This window comes from Haloferax denitrificans ATCC 35960 (assembly GCF_000337795.1).
In the GTDB taxonomy this organism is placed as follows: domain Archaea; phylum Halobacteriota; class Halobacteria; order Halobacteriales; family Haloferacaceae; genus Haloferax; species Haloferax denitrificans.
The window spans coordinates 70,973-88,911 of record NZ_AOLP01000002.1 but is presented as its reverse complement, the minus strand read 5'-3'; the positions used below and the strand labels follow the sequence as shown (position 1 = coordinate 88,911).

15 protein-coding genes and 1 pseudogene are annotated in these 17,939 nt (G+C 50.7%); 9 read left to right on the top strand and 7 right to left on the bottom strand.

Going from position 1 to position 17,939, the window contains the following annotated elements:
- The first annotated feature begins 33 nt into the window (after positions 1–33).
- Complete coding sequence (locus tag C438_RS18825; RefSeq protein WP_004967677.1) at positions 34–1,032, top strand: ComEC/Rec2 family competence protein; 999 nt, start codon at positions 34–36, stop codon at positions 1,030–1,032.
- A 67-nt stretch (positions 1,033–1,099) separates the two neighbouring features.
- On the opposite strand, the gene C438_RS02525 is transcribed toward C438_RS18825, so the two are convergent.
- Positions 1,100–1,546 carry a hypothetical protein gene (locus C438_RS02525; protein WP_004967676.1) on the bottom strand — a complete coding sequence of 149 codons (447 nt, stop codon included), beginning with the start codon at positions 1,544–1,546 and terminating at the stop codon, positions 1,100–1,102.
- A gap of 759 nt (positions 1,547–2,305) precedes the next feature.
- On the opposite strand from C438_RS02525, the gene C438_RS02520 reads away from it, so the two are divergent.
- Entirely contained in the window at positions 2,306–3,661 is a 1,356-nt protein-coding gene (locus C438_RS02520) for a Cdc6/Cdc18 family protein (protein WP_004967675.1), read from the top strand.
- A 658-nt stretch (positions 3,662–4,319) separates the two neighbouring features.
- On the opposite strand, the gene C438_RS02515 is transcribed toward C438_RS02520, so the two are convergent.
- The gene (locus C438_RS02515) at positions 4,320–4,811 is read right to left on the bottom strand and encodes a hypothetical protein (RefSeq protein ID WP_004967674.1); all 492 of its coding nucleotides are present in this window, start codon (positions 4,809–4,811) and stop codon (positions 4,320–4,322) included.
- Positions 4,812–5,030: 219 nt separating this feature from the next.
- Between C438_RS02515 and C438_RS02510 the strand changes: the two genes are divergently transcribed.
- Positions 5,031–7,184 carry a KAP family P-loop NTPase fold protein gene (locus tag C438_RS02510; RefSeq protein WP_004967673.1) on the top strand — a complete coding sequence of 718 codons (2,154 nt, stop codon included), beginning with the start codon at positions 5,031–5,033 and terminating at the stop codon, positions 7,182–7,184.
- Between the two features lie 158 nt (positions 7,185–7,342).
- On the top strand, positions 7,343–9,067 hold the full coding sequence (locus C438_RS02505) for a DUF2254 family protein (protein WP_275039872.1): 1,725 nt from the start codon (positions 7,343–7,345) through the stop codon (positions 9,065–9,067).
- A gap of 75 nt (positions 9,068–9,142) precedes the next feature.
- On the opposite strand, the gene C438_RS02500 is transcribed toward C438_RS02505, so the two are convergent.
- Positions 9,143–10,879, bottom strand: a complete 1,737-nt coding sequence (locus C438_RS02500) for a DUF2254 family protein (RefSeq protein ID WP_239640630.1) — start codon at positions 10,877–10,879, stop codon at positions 9,143–9,145.
- 349 nt (positions 10,880–11,228) lie between these two features.
- On the opposite strand from C438_RS02500, the gene C438_RS19900 reads away from it, so the two are divergent.
- The gene (locus tag C438_RS19900) at positions 11,229–11,921 is read left to right on the top strand and encodes a nucleotidyltransferase domain-containing protein (protein ID WP_004967670.1); all 693 of its coding nucleotides are present in this window, start codon (positions 11,229–11,231) and stop codon (positions 11,919–11,921) included.
- A complete protein-coding gene (locus C438_RS20215) occupies positions 11,914–12,435 on the top strand; it encodes a DNA-binding protein (RefSeq protein WP_083899928.1) in 522 nt (173 codons plus the stop codon). The genes C438_RS19900 and C438_RS20215 overlap by 8 nt, the downstream gene beginning before the upstream one ends.
- 145 nt (positions 12,436–12,580) lie before the next feature.
- Here the strand turns inward: C438_RS20215 and C438_RS20210 are convergent.
- Positions 12,581–13,012 (bottom strand): annotated as a pseudogene (locus C438_RS20210) (nucleotidyltransferase domain-containing protein).
- A gap of 197 nt (positions 13,013–13,209) precedes the next feature.
- Here C438_RS20210 and C438_RS02485 point away from each other — a divergent pair.
- On the top strand, positions 13,210–14,568 hold the full coding sequence (locus tag C438_RS02485; protein ID WP_049917670.1) for a restriction endonuclease: 1,359 nt from the start codon (positions 13,210–13,212) through the stop codon (positions 14,566–14,568).
- 105 nt (positions 14,569–14,673) lie between these two features.
- Here the strand turns inward: C438_RS02485 and C438_RS18810 are convergent, their stop codons facing one another.
- The 3 genes from C438_RS18810 to C438_RS20295 form a co-directional block, all read right to left on the bottom strand.
- Positions 14,674–15,120, bottom strand: a complete 447-nt coding sequence (locus C438_RS18810; protein WP_083899920.1) for a hypothetical protein — start codon at positions 15,118–15,120, stop codon at positions 14,674–14,676.
- Entirely contained in the window at positions 15,117–15,692 is a 576-nt protein-coding gene (locus tag C438_RS02475) for a DUF7342 family protein (RefSeq protein ID WP_004967665.1), read from the bottom strand. Before C438_RS02475 ends, C438_RS18810 begins: the two co-directional genes overlap by 4 nt.
- 441 nt (positions 15,693–16,133) lie before the next feature.
- Entirely contained in the window at positions 16,134–16,286 is a 153-nt protein-coding gene (locus C438_RS20295) for a DUF7837 family putative zinc-binding protein (protein WP_449271561.1), read from the bottom strand.
- Between the two features lie 343 nt (positions 16,287–16,629).
- Here C438_RS20295 and C438_RS02470 point away from each other — a divergent pair, with 343 nt between their 5' ends.
- Together C438_RS02470 and C438_RS02465 are read left to right on the top strand one after the other, a co-directional pair.
- Positions 16,630–17,505, top strand: coding sequence for a ParA family protein (locus C438_RS02470; RefSeq protein ID WP_004967663.1), 876 nt, complete (start codon positions 16,630–16,632; stop codon positions 17,503–17,505).
- Positions 17,502–17,912, top strand: a complete 411-nt coding sequence (locus C438_RS02465) for a hypothetical protein (RefSeq protein WP_004967662.1) — start codon at positions 17,502–17,504, stop codon at positions 17,910–17,912. Before C438_RS02470 ends, C438_RS02465 begins: the two co-directional genes overlap by 4 nt.
- Positions 17,913–17,939 lie beyond the last annotated feature (27 nt).

Genomic DNA, 17,939 nt, shown 5'->3' with positions numbered 1-17,939 from the left:
AACTAAGTGACAAAAGTCGATCTAGTAAATATAATGATAACAGGAAATAGATTAGAGGTGCACTTTCTCAATGTGGATCACGGTGACTGTACCATCATCCGTCATCCGGACGATAATGAATCTCCACACGGACGTATCTCTGTTATTGACATCAACGATTGGAAAGACCGAAACGAGTCTGTTGCAGGATTACAGTACTATCTCCGGAGATTCCTCAGTTCAGAGACGCAAATTTCTGATGAAGACTACGCTAGAAAATATCTCAACGACCCTGTAGAGTATCTGCAGAATGAGGTTCTGAAGAGGAACGAAGAGGTTTGGCGTTTTATTTCTACTCACCCGGATATGGACCACCTTTCCGGTATTGAGCGACTGGGGACTGAGGTCGGGTTCAAAGTTCTCTTGGACACTTTCCATAATAAGTCACTAAGTTATAACGACGAGTGGCCCACAAGGTTTGACCCAGAAGATTGGATGTACTACCAGTCTATTCGCGACGGAGAGACTGACCATAAAAATATCCACCCAACCCGAGGCACGAATGTTAGCCATTGGGGAAAAGATAATATCGAAATCATCCATCCATCTCCAGCGTTTGTCATGCAGAAAAATCAAGAAGCATCGGATAAGTCGAATCCCGATTACAACAATCTTAGCTACGTACTAAAGGTGAAAACTGAAGCAGGGTCGGTATTGCTCCCTGGAGATATCAAAGAAGAAGGATGGAAAGATGTTCTTGAATACTGTAAAGACGATTTGAGCGACGTTAGAGTCCTCAAAGCCCCACACCACGGAAGGCAGAGTAGCTTCTACGAACCCGCCGTAGAGGCTATCGACCCGGATTACGTGATAATAAGCGTCGGCAAGAAGCCGGATACCGACGCTCATTCAGATTACCGTCGCGTATGTGCAGATAGCACTGAGGTATACTCCACTCGACAGCATGGCCGTGTGAAAGTGACTGTGGAGGATGGTTCACTCAATGTGGACCTTGAAGTACCAAACGGGATCTTCACGCCGAAAAATTGGTGATGGACATGTCCCCGGGAAAATTCTCACAGACTTTTTGCTGTCTTCCGCTCTCTATAGATATCGGCGATTACAGATATCCGATTTCTTCCTGAATCCGGTATTCAATATGGTCTATCCGTTCTTTGAGGCTCTCGGATTCGTTATTGATCTTGTTTTCCAGTTCATCGAATTTTCTCGGAATCTTGTCCTCAAGATCCGCAATGGGGTAATGGCCACCACTAGTAGACGTATAGTACAGATCACCGTCGATAGAACGGACTTCGGCGTGGTTGTACCAGACCTTCTTCTCTAACCGGCTTGTGACTAAGGCAAGCCGAGCCCATTCTGCATTATCAGATGAGGCAAGCAACTTCTGCGGGAAAACCTGGGGCGTCTCTTCTAACAGCCATTTCGTGATTTCTGACGCAGTAAACGCTTTGTCCAAGTTGTTTCGGAACAGGTTGTCTATTTCTATTTCAATGAAATCAATGCTTGATCCGTTCGACCAAGCATCCGAATCGATATCTATAGGCATTGTTCAAGTGCTCTAATTACGGCAATATATGTTTTCTGCACAGAAATTCCTGGAATTGGATAGTATGACCAAAATTGAGCGGACTACCTCTCCCCATTCGTTTGAGTGCGTCTTTCCGCTCTTCTGGAGATGCCTGGATATAGCGATGGGGGATAATCAATTTGAACAAACTTCAATGTGGGACGCAATACTACTAAACCAAGTTTAGAACACACCATTCTCAAAATAATGCTGGTACTGGTTTCGAGCGCGTCGGTACCCATAGGTCGTGTATTCCGCAAATTAATTTAGACTTGTCAGAGCAGACTGAAAACCACACCCTCACTTTTCTACTAAGCGAGGGTATCAAAATAAAGTGTGTTTCCCACACCGTATTCGAAATGAAATCCACCCAAATTGAGGCCTATTAGTTGTACCCTCAGACACCGTATTCGAAATGAATTTTCGCGTCATCACTATGTTCAATGCCGTCTTAACTTGGTTTTCAGTCGATTCAAGTCTCGGTAGAGAGAATTCATTTCGAATGTGGTGTGCAAAATCTCGATCTTCGATTCACAGGTTGCCATCTAAACCGAAAATAGAGAGTATCATTGCTTGACCCAGCACAGATCATTTCGAATACGGTGTGAGTGACAACCTCCAGATCATCTGATCGCGACCTCAGTCGAGGTTCATTCCGAATACGGTACATTCATTTCGAACCAGCCCCTTTCATTTCGACAAAGGTTATTACAGTCCAGTCCAGACATGCTGAAAAGAATGAATCCAAACGACCCTACGACGGGGGATGAGGGTGGTGGAGACCAAATTCAAAACTCAGGGACCTCGATCGTCGACGACATCCTTGACGGCGAAAGCAAGACGGTCTTCCAGAACAAGCAGCTGGTCGACCCGAATACAATCGTGGACCACGACCGCATCTATGGCCGTGATGAGCAATTGGCTGCTGAAGCTCGTGCATTCCGAGACACCCTTGATGGCGAACGCCCACCAGATCTTCTTCTCTATGGGCCAAGTGGAACCGGAAAGAGCCTCACCGTGAAAGCCGTCGCGGAGAAGGTCAAAGATCGAGCGGAGCAGAATGGAATTAATTTCGATTTCGTTTCTGTGAATTTCAAAACGATGGAGTCGCACACGCTTGATCGCGCTGTCTGGAAACTTGGCCACCAGACCGCGAAGAAAGCAGGAGTTGCGTGGGAGATTCCACGCAAAGGTGTGTCCACGGACGCGAAGTACGTGCGTCTCTACGAAATCGTCGACGAACACTTCGAGTCGCTCGTGTTCATTCTCGATGAGATCGATGCTCTCACCGGGCGTAACGCCGATACAGAACCTGCGTATTCTCGCCTTCTGTATAGCTTGAGTCGCGTTATGGCCGAACAGCACGTCGATACGCTCATCTCTACGGTCGTTATCACCAATCATCCGAAGTTCCGCGAGAACGTCGACAGCCGAACGGACAGCTCGTACAATCCGACTGGCATCCACTTCTCTGATTACGACGCAGACGAACTCATCGAGATTCTCACGCGACGCCGTGATGCATTCAAAGAAGACGCACTCGACGAAGGCGTTATCGAGCTTGTCGCCGCGTATGGAGCCAAGAATGAGGGTGACGCACGCCGCTCGATTGACCTCCTCAGAGACGCAGGAGAACTCGCAAATCAAAATGGAGACTCAGTCGTCACAGCCGAGCATGTTCACCGTGCCAACGACTCCGTGCTAAAGAATCGTGTACTCGAGATTGTGGACGGAATGACCGTCCAAAAGAAGCTCTCTCTGTATGCCGCAGCGATTGTTGCCGACGTCAACGGTGGTGCTGCCCCGAGTCCTGCAATCTACAAGATCTACCAAGCCCTCTGTAACCACTCTTCGCGAGACGTCTATACGCAGGAAACAGTCAACAGTCACATCAACAAAGCAGGCACGTATGGCGTGCTCGAAAGTGACCGAACCAGTGGAGGGTTTAAACGCGGTGTCTATCTCCAATTCACGTTTACTGAACCTGTTGAGGCCGTAATCGAGACGTTGGAGGAGGACAGCGCATTCGACGAAATGGACTCATCAAAGCTTCGGTCAGCTGCCAAGCGATTTCTCGCTAACTCTTCACGGTGACCGCGATCTGGAGACACACTCTCCCCTCGTAACGAGTGACAAGATGGCTTATCGAGTGCTCTCAGCCACGTATGGACGGATTATGAGAACGCGACTGGTTAATATCAGCACTTTCAGTTTTGAATTTGGTAGGACCGCAGTCACCCCACTACAGGTTTAATTCACTCTCTCACAAGAACGTCGGAAATGCGGGGGTAGGAGTGTGGAAACCGTGCAGTCACACCCCACCTGTCGAAAGTAACTGTATCGACCTGCAAATCCGAAACACACCACACCTACTGCCTCTGCTATATGGAATTTAGATATTGTTCTAGTGCGTTTGACTAATCTCCCCGCTACAAATGACGTCAATCAACTAGTGTAGCACAACCAACACGGCCGCAGACGATTTTAACCGATAGTTTGAGTACCCTCAAAGCAGCATATTCCAAGTTTTTACAATCGACACCCGGGGGTGTGGATATCGTAGTAATAATATTGATAGGTCATTATCCGCCTGTGTTTCTGAGATAGATATTACAGACCATCGGCTCTATGTATCGCTGTTTGTTGGCTATGAAGCACGACATTCACTGCTATGTGACAATAACAACTGATTACGACGGAGAGTCACATGGCTGCTCGAATTGGGTATGGCCTCCAGCGGTTCTCCTTCTGGTTACGTAGTTTTGCTACTGGAGATGGTAATTGTCACATCGACGTCGTCGACAGAGAGTTCCTCTACCGTCTCAATCGCTAACTCGCTGACCAGCTCGTACGCCCTCCGTCCCAATCCACTGTACAGTAGAGCGAAGGATTTCATGAGGATCACTGCCTCTGTGAGTTCGTCATCTGTTGATCCATCTTTGCTGCGAGCCATCGATTTGAACGCAGATGAGGGATCGAAGTCTTCCCAGTGGTAGAGTATGGCAAAGTCAGTCAGCGAATGTCGTATCTTCTCGTCAAGCCGGGTGTGGTACCGTTCCGGTGGTGCACCCCGCTCGCCATTGATGCACTCCACGATACACACCCAGTCTGCACGGCTGAGGAAGCCATTTCCTATCCCTCGAATAAACTGTTCGTCCTCGTCGACGAGTTCGCTCCCACACTCGTGGCAGTACCTGGCCGATTCGGTTGCTCCTGTTGACCCGCACTTACGACACTTCTTCATGTGTCGCATTCTACCCCGCAAGACTTAGAACCGTACACGTCACTTCGGGCTTCGATTCACAACACCACCATAATTTATTTAGCCACGTCTGACACCCCGCGAACTGTTCGGTGTCGAATCGATCGTCGCGTGAATGTTCTCGGTGACCTTCGACTGTTCGCGTCCAGGGTAGACTCCCTCCCACAGTACTATAATCTCCCACCCTCTGTGAGGTGTTAGATGCCGTCAAGGGAATCAGAGCTACGGGCTGACTCCGCATTGGAAAGCCCGAACCACGACCAGCTCGGTTACGGCGACTTCGCAGAGAATCTTGCAAACACTATCCATTCACGTATCCCCTCCAACGAATTCATCATCGGGATATACGGTCAATGGGGGTCTGGTAAGAGCACTATCCTCAATTTCGTGGAACACGAATTAAATCAGAAAGAGAACCCACCTCTCGTCACCCGCTTCAACCCATGGTGGTTCTCCGGCCAGTCTGATCTCATTGAGAAATTCTTCTCTCAGCTCGGTGCAGGCTTAGATACGGGTGGCGAATACGATGAAATACGCGATAACCTTTCGAAACTAGCTGACGGTCTCTCCCGAGTTCCCCTTTCCACAATAACTGGGATACCATCTGGTAAATTCCTTGCATGGTTCTCGGATACAATTCAGTCCGAAACTCCGGATTTAGAGGGACTGAAAGATGAGATCTCGGACGCCCTCAGAGACCTAGACCAACAAATCGTCGTATTTATCGACGACATCGATCGCCTAACTGAATCTGAGATTCGACAGATGTTCCGTCTTGTGAAGGCTGTCGCCGATTTCCCGAACATCACCTACATACTGGCATTCGATCAAGAAGTAGTGATTGAGGCGCTGGACAGAGAGCAAGGTGTTGGAAACGGGCGAGAGTATCTGAATAAGATTATTCAGTTGCCACAGCGTGTTCCAATCCCTGCAGAGGATTCGTTGAATCACTTCTTTACTGAACGATTGGAGAGCATCGTTCAAGACGACGATGTGATCTTCGACGAAAGCACTTGGCAGACAGTCTACACGCGAGGGATCCAACCGCTAATTCAGACACCGAGAGACGTGATCAGGTTGGCCAACGCAGTAGACACCTCGTATCAAGCATTGGGGCGCGACGCAAACTTCATCGACATTGTCGGCTTAGAAGCGCTTCAAATCTTCCACACACCGGCCTTTGAGAAGATTCGTAGCGATCCAGTTCGATATACAGCCGACATCTATTCTAGCGGGAACGCAGAGGATGAAGATTACTCTGAACTCTGGGAGCACCTAAACGAAGACGACCATAATAGTGAGCCGCTGCAAGTCCTCCTCAGATATCTATTTCCGAAAGTAAAAACTGGGAGCCTCACACTTGGTCTCGCGTTTTCCAGAACCAACGCCACATATCGAAAACGAAGACGAGTCTGCCATCCTGACGTGTTCCCGTACTACTTTCGACAAACAATTCCGAAAGGCGAGCTCCCTATCGGGGAAATTGAAGCTACTCTCGAACTTACCGACGATGCAGATGAGTTTGGGGATAGACTTCACGAGCTTACGACCCGGGAAACAGACTCTGACCGGTCTCTGGCTCATACATTTCTGAGCCAGTTTTCTAACTATATGGACACGGTCAGAAATGAGGAGGAGGTTGTGAAGAGTTTCCACCTAGTGGGAGACGAACTGATTGATACAGACCCGGCTCGGAATACTTTCGACGACGGAAATCGAGGTCATCTTCTCCGCCTTACATTCGAACTACTTGACGACCGATCCAAAGAGAGAAATTTCGAACTACTGCGCCACTCGATTCAACAGGGAGACTCTCCATACTTTGCCACGTACCTGCTTGGAATACTACTTCAGGAACATGGGGAGTACGGCAGCGATGCAATCAAAACGGAAAGCAGGAAACTGGATAGAGACCAACTCGAGGTGCTGAAACAAGACGTCGTCTCTCTGATTGAGGAAAGAACGTCTGAAAATACTCTTCTGGAAACCCCAAACCTATCCTTGGTTCTCACTCGTTGGGTTGAGTGGGCGGGCTCGGAGACGCCTACCCAGTGGGCTGAAGAACTCATAGAAGACAAAAAGGGTCTATTTACTCTGATCCGTATCTTTGTCAAGGAAGGCCGACATGGTACGGTCGGTGCACCTAAACAGACCGTAAAGTATCTTGACCCAACGGATATTGATCCCTTTATTGACATTGCAGAGGTAGAGCACCGGCTTGAAAGTCTCGACCGTCAAGAACTGGACGAAGACGAACACGCACTGGTTACGCTTTTCGAGAAGGGTCAAGAGCTTATTGAGGAAGGAAAAGACCCTGGTTCACTCGAGGTTTGGCTCTTCGGAGAACGTAGCTAACAGTTCGTCCTTATGAACCAACTTCAACTCTATCTTAGTCGTGAGCGACCACCCTCTTCGCGCAACAATTGTTAGGCAGGCGGTCTTTTTGGCGGGGAAAAGAGCAAAATCCAGTACTTATGTAAAGTCAGTTAGGATGTCACTATGAGAACAAGTGTATGAATGACCGGAGTTGGTGGAAATTGTCCCGAGAGTGGACCCGTAATCTAATCGTTCGATATACTGCCCTCACAGTTGCTACAGCTGCGGTGTTTGCGACGTTGGCGGTGTTCCTCAATCTGCCTGTCGAAAACGAGAACATCAGGGCACTGCTGACGACATTGACAACGGCCGAAGCTTCGGTCTTGGCAATCGTCTTCTCGGTTACAGTTGTCGCCTTGCAGCTTGTTGTGACGAGGTATTCCGCCCGTCTCACTTCACTATTCGTCAAGGAGCCGCTTTTCCGGACGACATTTGCTCTGTTTGTCGGCGCGATTGCGTTCAACTTGCTCGTTGTCTATCTGCTCCCTGCACAGAACACCCGCCTGACGAACGCAGCAGTCGGTATAGCATTTGCACTTGCCGCTGTCTCGACGCTTGCGCTCTATCGATTTATTCTATTGATGATACAGCGCAGCTCGCCCGACGAACTCATCGCCGTGTTGGTCGAACGGGAACTTGCACCCAATGAATACCTTCCAGCGACCGTTACGGAGTTCCAAAAGATCGGGGTGCACCCGATTCATCCGCTTTACCGAACTATTGCTCGGGCGATCGAGTTGGGCGAATACCAAACAGCAGAACAGGGGATCAACGGACTTCGAACGGTACTTATTCGGAGCTTCGGGTACCTTGAGAACAAGTATTCTGACGAGGACGCCGCCCAGTATGCAACGGTCGTTTCGACCGAGATACTCACGGAGTATGTCTCACCGATTCTGGAGCAAGCATACACACACGAGCAATACGATTTAATTTCGGATGCGATTGGCGACGTCGAGGCAATCGCTCTCGATGGACTCGATCGGGGCTTTACGAACGTCACCGAAGACGCCGCTGAGGGACTTGGAGACGCGTTTGATGCAGCCCCCTTAACGTGGGAGGGGAATCGGCTTCGCAGCCCAGCCAAAGAGTCGCTACTCGAACTGACAAAAGCCACAGCCGGCGATGCTGAATATACGACGTTCTTGGCGGTATCGCATCATCTGGATCATCAAATGGTAGTTCTCCTCCGACGGCGGCCGGACGCTAACGTCACGCATCGACTCGTCGGGGACTATTATAGCCGGGAGACTGCTGAGATATTCGAAGTCCTCGTTGATAGATACGCCGACGACGTACGAGACCAGGATATCAATTGGATCTCGCCTACAGAGGGTCGAAAGTGGACGCTTCCCGATGAAGCGGAGCCACTTCGACACTTCTGGCGGGAATATGCTAGCTTCACAGAGACGGTTCTGCGGTATCGGGTCTCAGAAGATGAATATCCGTTTGTTGAAGGCTCGATCGACGATGGCTGGAAGCGGATTACAGAAATTGCTGCTGACGCTGGAATCGATGACCTTGCCACGTTGTGCTGTGTTACGACGCTCCAACTTGCCTATCGTGTCGACAAGCTCGAAAATGGTCGCCTAGGTATGTGGACGAACAACCTTGGTCGTCTCAGACTGGACTACGATCCGGCCATCGTTGATAGGGCCTTCGAACTCTTGAAAGCAGACGAACGACCAGAGGGACAAAATATCTCTGTTCGGACCATTGACCCTACTTCGGCTGACACCGATAAGGGATTCTTTTCACAGTTCCTCAACAGTGATCAGGAGGATGTGCCGTTCGAGGAGTGGCTCGTCGACTTCGAGCGGAAAGTTCACGAACGGACCGAGTATCTCCAGGAGCGACAATAACGCAATACCGTTTCAAACGGTTAACTCAGTGATTGGTAAGCCATCGGTCAAAAACCCAGAACCGATGAGAGAGAGTTACGAATCTTCATCCCCCGTAGTATCCTGCTTATTTGAATCAATTCCATCCTCAAGTATTTCTGCGAACTCAGACTTATCGACAAATCCTCCACCAAGACCTGCTGCCAAAACATCCTGACGGTGACTGAGCCAGTCCTCGAATGACTCATCTGAATCGATATCAAATTCGTATCGATATCCGGTCTGGGGTATCTCAATCGGGTCAACTGTCTGTCTGAAATTGATCCACTGAGTGGGGTCAATCTCCTGCGCTAGGAGCTGTTCAATCACGGCGATGACCTCACTGTCTGAAGTCTCGTTGCGTAACATTGGATTGAAATCCTCCATGATGCCATCCGGAGTCTCGTTCGAGAGGTATTCGAGATAGAGAATGGTGGCAATCCACATCTGTCTGAACGAGTCCAATTCACTATCAGCGAGCTCCGAAACAGCCTTGACCCAACCGTATCCGATATATCCCCAGTCAGGGAAATTCACGCCAGTTCTCAATTCATAGCGGAGAAATGAAGCTGTGAGTTCGGCTACCGAAATATAGACTGCTTGAATAGACCGAGCCTCCGAATATGAATCATGAGCACCCCCCGGGTAGGATGATCCCCAATTCGTGCTATCGTCGTTAATCGCATCAGCCGTTGAGTCGACGAGTTCACGCAAAACCCCAGGTAAGTAGTTGATGACTGCGCTCGTGTACCTACGGTCATAGTTTTGATTCTCATCCCGAACGTGGACTGAGTTCGCCATCTGCCACCCCAGGAAACGTGTCGCTTTTCCAGTTCCCTCCCACAAACCGGCCTCAGCAGCACTTTCTAACACATCTTTCGATGACTCAATCGCTTCCCCCCGCACTCGTTCATCAATACCGTCGAAGTTCAAATCAAGAACAAGATTCGAGAGCCCTTGCACAGTGAGGAGAACTGGTCGATCCAACGATTCATCAACACCAGCCTGGCCAATAGTCTTCAGTGTTTTAATGATCTCATTCGACCCCTCCTCTAATTCAGTCGCAACAGCGGTCTCGCAAGTGTTCGTGAGTCGATTAGTACAGAGTTCCTCAAACGAGTCGCCAACAGGCGTATCCTCTTTGAGCATATCTCCAGAGCAGTCTTCTAGAAGTTCGCTCACCCGCCGGCTGATGATATCCAATCCCAGATAGACAGCTGCAGCGTCGCGCTCATTGATTTGCGAATTGATGACGGACATTAGGACAAGAAACGGGTCCGGCTCACTGTGGTCATCACTTGCCGCTTCTGCCTGTTCGATAATCTGGGGTGCATTCAGATCATCATCAAGCCGATTCAGAATGCCCTCTGGAGTACTCTGCTCAAGCGTTCGGTCGACAAAGTCGAAGAGCGAAACGAATGCGACGATGGCCAAAATACCGGATAGGTACGTCCAGAGCTCAATCAAAAAATCACCTACATGCCCAGAAAGAAACAAACCGAGAAGACTAACGCCGATCGAAACTGCGAATATTCCGACTGTTCGCTGGTAGACCTTATCCGAGCGAAAAAGGTCAGGGAGACGAGGTGAATATTGAGAGGTAGACAACTGAACACCCAGAATAACCACCGAAAAGACGATTGCAAAGATTGAAGCCTGAATCGCAGACAAGGTCGAGAAAATCGATGTCCCGACCACTGAGAGGTCCATGTCCAGACAGTAGGCATATGCAGGCGGGATTAGTAATAGCAAAGCTAGAGTATAGCGGAATTCATAGAGAGTTTCGTTACGCATTCGGTTTAACTGTTAATAGCGGGTACAAGACATTATTGGATGACAGGCGCCAACCTAGTTAAGTCAGTGTGAGAAGAGGGACGTCGGGATTTGATATAATAAGAAGCGAGCCGAGCACGTCAACCGAACTTTCGAGGGAGAGGAGTTATTGAATGTGGAAAGATTGTACTACTCATTATGTTGAAGGATGTGTGACCTAGCATTCAGAAGTGGAAATTCACTAGCAGTATATGCCCTCACATATCAGGATAAGCGAGGCTACCCGGACAAGTTCAACTAAGCATACTACTTGAACAGATACTCTATTTTTATATAAAGTATAAGTAAGTGGACGAGCTTACTCTTTAGTATGCAAAGTAGCACGAATACTCCCCATAGAGAGGGGACAAGTATATCACTCGATATTCCAGCACAAGACGCGAATTTATTCAAAAGCCAAGCAGTCCACGAAGTGCTTCTGTTTTTATCACGTTATCACGCTGACTCGTTTTCTATCACTGAATTAGCTGACGCTGTAGATTACTCCCAGCCAAGTATTTCCAAGGCGGTGGACGTATTGACTGCAAACAACCTTGTAATCGACCGCCGTGAAGGAAACACGCGGCTTGTACACGTCAACCGAGCCCGGTTGTCACGACCGGACGACTTGTTTCTTCAGATTCCCCAATCAGAATTCCAGCCACCTGTCCGCACTGCAACCAACGAATTAGTCGAGAATCTCGACGGTGTCATTGGCATCCTCCTCTACGGGAGTGTCGCACGAGGAAACGCAGACCGGCTAAGTGATATTGACCTATGGGTACTCGTTGAGGAAGATCGAATGGCGAACCAGCGAACGGCAAACCGTGTACGACAGGATCTCGAAGAGCGGCAATTCGAAACAGGCCGGTACGCATACGATATCGACGTCGAGTCCTTGCCTGCGATTCCGAACTATACTGAGGAACTGCGAGAAGTACTTCGTGGTGGGCTTGTTGTCTACGACTCCGAGAAGTTTGAAACAGTCCGAAAGATGGTCTTCCACGGTGAGCTCGATGAGTAAAAGATCCGATCCACGAGCCATAACCGACGCACTCAACGCGGCAACTGACGCGTTCAACGAGGAGGGGTTTGGTGTCCCAGCACGCGAAGACGGGATCGACCCGGACGACGATTGGAAAACACAGCTCACGAAGGCCTGCCGATTGCTTGCAGCTGTTGATCAAATCGCTGATCAAGGGTTCTACACTGCGACGATTGAGTTGTGTTTCGGTGCAACCGAACGGTCTATCGAAGCGTTTGCATTAGCCGAAGGAACGAGCGAGCTCAATGACTTCCACGACCATACCACCTGCTACGATCGTGCATCTGATCTAGGGCTTCTGTCTCGGGACACAACACGCGACCTTCGGCACTTGTACGATACTAACCGAACTGACAGTTACTACGGCGGACGTCGCCCAACGCAGCGACAAGCAGAAGCGATGCAACAACTTGCCAAGAGTGTCCACAAGCACGTCACCAACCAGATAAGAGTAGGCGGCGTTTGCACGTGCGAGACCGGAACTAATCCATAAGAGATAGTCGTTCGACGAGAGAGATGCATCGAAACCTAAGGTTCGAGGCCGTTCTGAATTCAAGTCGCATCACGACTTCACCACGTGTCTCATATTCGATGCAGTTGGATAATACAGGTACATCCAAATTGAGACAGCTCGCTCGTCAGCCACGGAGTCCCTCCTCCGCAATGTGGTCGATTACCGCGTGCCGCTGACGCCGAAGGTCGTCCCGCTGTTCGGCGAACTGTGCTTCAGTCTCTGTCTTGAACTGTTCGAACACCTGCTCATCACCGCAGACGAACGAACCGCTGACTGCATCGTGTGCAACATCTAGCGGGAGCGTCTCAATATCCGAGAGATCAACGAACGGCGCATCCTCCCACTGAAGATCACCCGATAAGAAACACTACTTCTCAAATCGGTCGCGGGCAGAAAGGCTGTCCGCAAACTTGACTGCGATGTCGAGATCAGACGTCGTCGTCGCCTCACCCGTAGTCTGTGAGCCGAATGTGACCACGAATTCGAGATCCGAGTCAGAACAGACTGCCTCTCTGAGGGCAGAAAGCGCCTCTGAACGTCCATCGCTCAAATCCATGGTGTATCGGTCACAATAGAATTCCGTCGGACTGAGACAAGTTATGGAGTGTGTCACAGAAAGACACCTGGCTTGAACTCTGTCGAGGGTGGAGTAGACGGCTCACCGCTTACACATTGACAGGCGTTACAGCACCTGGTGACAGGGAGACAACTAATTAATAGGTACAGTACGTCTGGTTGTCAAGTGAAATTCTCATGCCACTCTTAGACGATTTCTCCGGATTCGAATTTGAAGACCTGATGGAGGATGTTTTTCGGAATCTCGGGTACGAAAACGTCCATCAGGCACGCAAAACCGCCGACGAAGGACGAGATATCCTCATGGAGGAGGTCGTCGACGGGACACGCCGTGGAGTTGTCGTCGAGTGCAAACACACAGGCTCTGTCGGACGGCCTGTTGTCCAGAAACTCCACTCAGCCATCGCGACGTACGACTACGACGGCCCAAAGCGTGGTATCGTCGTCACGACAGGACAATTTTCTGCACCCGCTGAAGAGTACGCGACTCGCCTTAGACAGAACGGCGATCCATATCCAATCGAGCTCATCGACGGAACCGACCTGAGAGACATCGCCGACGAAGTCGGCTTGGATCTCTACAACGGTCGTATCGAGATTCTCTGTGACGAAACGCTCCGACCGTTCGATCCAGCAAGCGGCGTTGATGCACCAGTACGTGAAGCAGCCCGTGACATCCAAAATCTCGACGCAGACGCACTCCCAGAACCACGCAAGCTCGTTGATTTCCAGCCCTATCTTACCATTAGTGCACGAATAGACGCTGTCTTCGAAACCTCAGTCGGTGTCATCCATCGCGTCAACGAATCAAACCGCTTCGTCGTCCATGCGACGCGAGGAGAACCCAGCGTCGCAGACAGTAGACTCGCAGACCTCATCGCGAACAACGGCCAGCAAGCAGTCGAACTCGATTCCAACCGCTTCAGCACGATGTTCGACGACGTCGACGTCACTCGCTACGGGCAGACAGAAACCGACTACAAAGAGTGGGCAGTCTCTCGTCTCCAGCAACATCACACGACGACTGTCAGCTACACAGGTGGCAACAATGTCACCTACGAGAAGACGTGTGAGCCGAAGCAGTCGGACATCTCTATCCAGGCGATTTCACCGCTCTACGTCCCACGGGTTCGACAGACACTACAACTCGAGCAGTACACCTATCCGTACTCGTACTACGCTGCGGGGCCCTCCCGAGTCGCGATCGAAGACGGAATCCATCGGTGCGTCCACTGTGAGAAAGAAACAGCGAAATCGTACACGTACTGTGCAAATTGTGGGAGCATCAACTGTGACTCGCACATCAAAACAGAACGGCTCGAGGGGACACCAGTATGTACAGGCTGTGCAGTTACCGAGCGATTTGTGCTGAAAACGAAGTACTTCTACGACGAATCTAACCTCGAAGAGTTCCGCTCAGAGTACGAACAGATGGCCCTCCACGAGAAAGCAATGGAGAATACACCACTCGTCGGTGGCCTTCTCATCAGTATCGTACTCTTACTTGGGTTCATTCTCACGTCCGGGGTCGTCTAGTACTTTGGAGGTACCTCACCCGACGAAAGTGATTGCCATTTTGAGAGTACGATGACCTCGATGAAGCGTACAACAGGCAGTAAAGTGAACACCATAGCGGGTGGGTCAGCCTTCCCAGAATGCACGCTGCCTGGCTTCAATCTCGACAAGAGCCATTGAGAGGACATCGCGCCAATCGCTGGGATGCGGTGAATCATCTCCAGGTGTCGGTGCATCTGGACCGGGATGGATGTGGTCGCGAGCGTTGTGCTCCGACGGGTGGCGGTCCCATCGATGATCGAACGTCCCCTCAACGTGATCCTCGTGGTAATGGAGCGAGAAGTCCCCGTTCTCGAACCAGACAATCTCTACCCGGGCACTGTGAACACTCGATGGGTAAAACCGCGTATCGTACACACAGACCAGCCGCTCAGGGGCGAATTCAGGTCGGTCGACTATCTGCGTGAACCGCTCGTCGGAAGCAAATCGATCTCGGATGACGCCCAAGCGGTCGAAATCAATTGGAGCACCAGAAACTGAATGCGACCCACTACTCTCATCTTGTCCTGTCATACCGCCGTTTGCTGATCAGCAGCGTCACCCGATTCGGTTGCTAGTGCCCGTTCGAGGAGCTCAACCCGACGGCGAGCGGTCTTCCACGCAGAAACGGCCTCCCAAACATCCTCTATCGATTGATCAGTAGTCGATGCGTGCTTTGAGAGAGAGACCGCTTCCGGCGACGCGACATCGAACTCCTCGGACAACTCTTCTGCCCGTGCTGCTTCGTCTTTCAAGAAGTCAAGGAGCTCCGCCGTTGAGTATTCATCTTGGAGCGCTTGGACTCGTCGCCAGTTCAAGTATGATTGGTTGCGTACATACGTGGCCGGCGACTCGGTAACCTGCTTCACGATACCCATCTGTTCGAACCACTCAAGGTACTCTCTCGCGGCGTCGACGCCGTGGCCTGCGAGGTCAGCAACTTCGCTGGCGGTCGCTGGTTTGCTGAGCCCAAGCACAGCGTCAAAAAAATCGTCTCGCGTCCGCTCTCCACGGACAAGTTCCTCTGGCGAGGTCAGGACGTCGAAATCTGGCGCTTTAGTTCGCTCCTCGGCATTGGCCTGGAGTTCAGAGCGCGGTTCTTCCATACTCACACTACGTGAGTGACAGGAATAAATCTTGCTGGCACGGATTATTCCGTTTGCATGATTCGAGAGGCTGTATTAACCAACAGGCCGGCTAGATACGCCCAGTTGTTGGTTAACATAGTTGTCGATGTCTCATATCTGGTGTAGTGCTTTATTACAAGTACATCGAAAATGAGACATCTGGACGTTGAGATTGAGTAGCGTTAGTTCGCCACCCAAGACAGGATCTCGCCGCAGGAAGTAGGTTTGGGCAACGAACCATTTGGCACACTCAACCCGACGACTGACGTGTTCATCGAGGTCGAGATTGAAGGCCCTCTCCCCCCGTCATCGATGTGTAAATCGAACATTTCCTGCAGCTCTCAACTGGAACTCTCCCAGACATATCGCACCCCTCATCACCGATGTGTGAAAGTCGATTTCTGCAACAAAGAAAAGAGGTCACTCCGGTCGAACAACGTCATCACACGAGTAGCATTCCGCGAACACGCCGGTTGTACCGTCTGCTTCTTCAAACTCAATCAGCGATTGATGCGGTGCAAGTTCGTCACCGCAGTCAGGACACCGGCCAAGTATCGTTGAATCAGTCGTCATGGGGGAGTTGTGGAGACGTGTGTGACACAGATTGTCTCCAGTAGTAGCTACGTGGTGTCACAGCAAAGATGTTTGGCCAAGAGTATTATTCAGCCCATACAATCATGAATTGTGTTCATTAACTTTGTTCACTAAATCTCAAGATTACTCCGCAGACCGCTGCAATAATGGATGAGCATAGCCTCACCCAGCCATGGCGTTCGTTGTGTTTGTTCACCAGATGAATTCAGCCTGTTTATTCATTGTGTACATTCATTGCTGAACACAACGAATGGATGTCTCTATTGAACACAATGAGTGCATGCACAGAAGATTCAAGGTGATGGTTCATCATGAACACAGTATGCTCACATATTCGACCTACAGCGAGGCAGGCGGGGTCGGGAAGACGACCACCGCAGCAAACCTGGCGGTTGCGCACGCTCGGGCAGGGTTGAAACCGCTCGTCGTTCCACTTGACCCACAAGACGGCGATCTTTCACGTCTCTTCGGGGTTGACGACCAGCGGACGGATTCAGTCGATAACATTGTCCGGCATATGATTCGACGCCCCAACGGCGACTTTGAGGATCTCATTCGGACCGTCGAAGGTGTCGACATCGTTCCGGAGCACAATATGCTCTCAGATTTAGCCGATTTTCTCCAGCGAGAGAAAGACCAGGCAGAGGCCATGGGCGAAGCATTCGGGATGCACGCACAGTTACTCCGTGTGCTCCGCGAGGCCGGCGTCCCAGAGGAGTACGATGTACTGATCTGTGACCCACCAGCAACTGAAGGGCCACACCTCTACAACGCGATTCACGCGACGCGGTCGCTTGTCATCCCCGTCGAACCAAGCGCAAAGGGCCGTGCAGCAGTTGAAGGGCTTGAGGCTCTCGTCGCCGGGTTTGAAGACCAACTCGAGATTGACGTTGGTGTGCTCGCCGCCGTGCCAACCGGATTCAAAAACACACGTGACCAACGGCAGGTACTAGCTGAAATCGACTATCCGATCCCAGAGATCATCAGCGAGCGTGCCTCCCTGATGGAGGGGTGCTGGATGGAGCAATGTTCGGCGTTCAAATACGTCCGTGAACATCGTGATCGTCGCCGTGACTACGAAATTGAAACGCTTGCTCAGTTCGACCGCATCGCGAGACATCTCGAAGAACAGGTCGGAATTGAAGCGCCAAACCCCCCGGAACCGGGTGACGTCGATCACGAGGTGGTGACGGTATGACTGGCATGAAGAAAGGAGCTGGTGAAGATCCGTTTGCAGATGACTCGTCGACCGAGTCGGCAACTGATACAGCACCCGAGGCTGAGGAACCAGAGCCTGAGCAAGCCGAAGAAACGGATTCGAACCAAGCCGAGGACGAAGACACCCAACAGTCTCGCCAGCAGATTCAGATTCCATACAAGTTCCGTCGCGATGGCGTCCAAGACGGTCGTGACCGCGTCCCGCTGTTTTTGCAAAAGGAGACAAAAGTCGCAGAGCGTGACGCCCTCCGGGAGTTCGAAGACCGGTTCGAAGAGAACGTCTCGCTAACAGACCTCCGTGAAGCGCTCATGAAGGTCGGCTTGCAGCACCTCGATGAAACAGAAGAATGCCTCGAAGACTGGGGCTACGGGATGACGTTCGACTAGCGAATCGGAAGCAACGCGAAATACAAC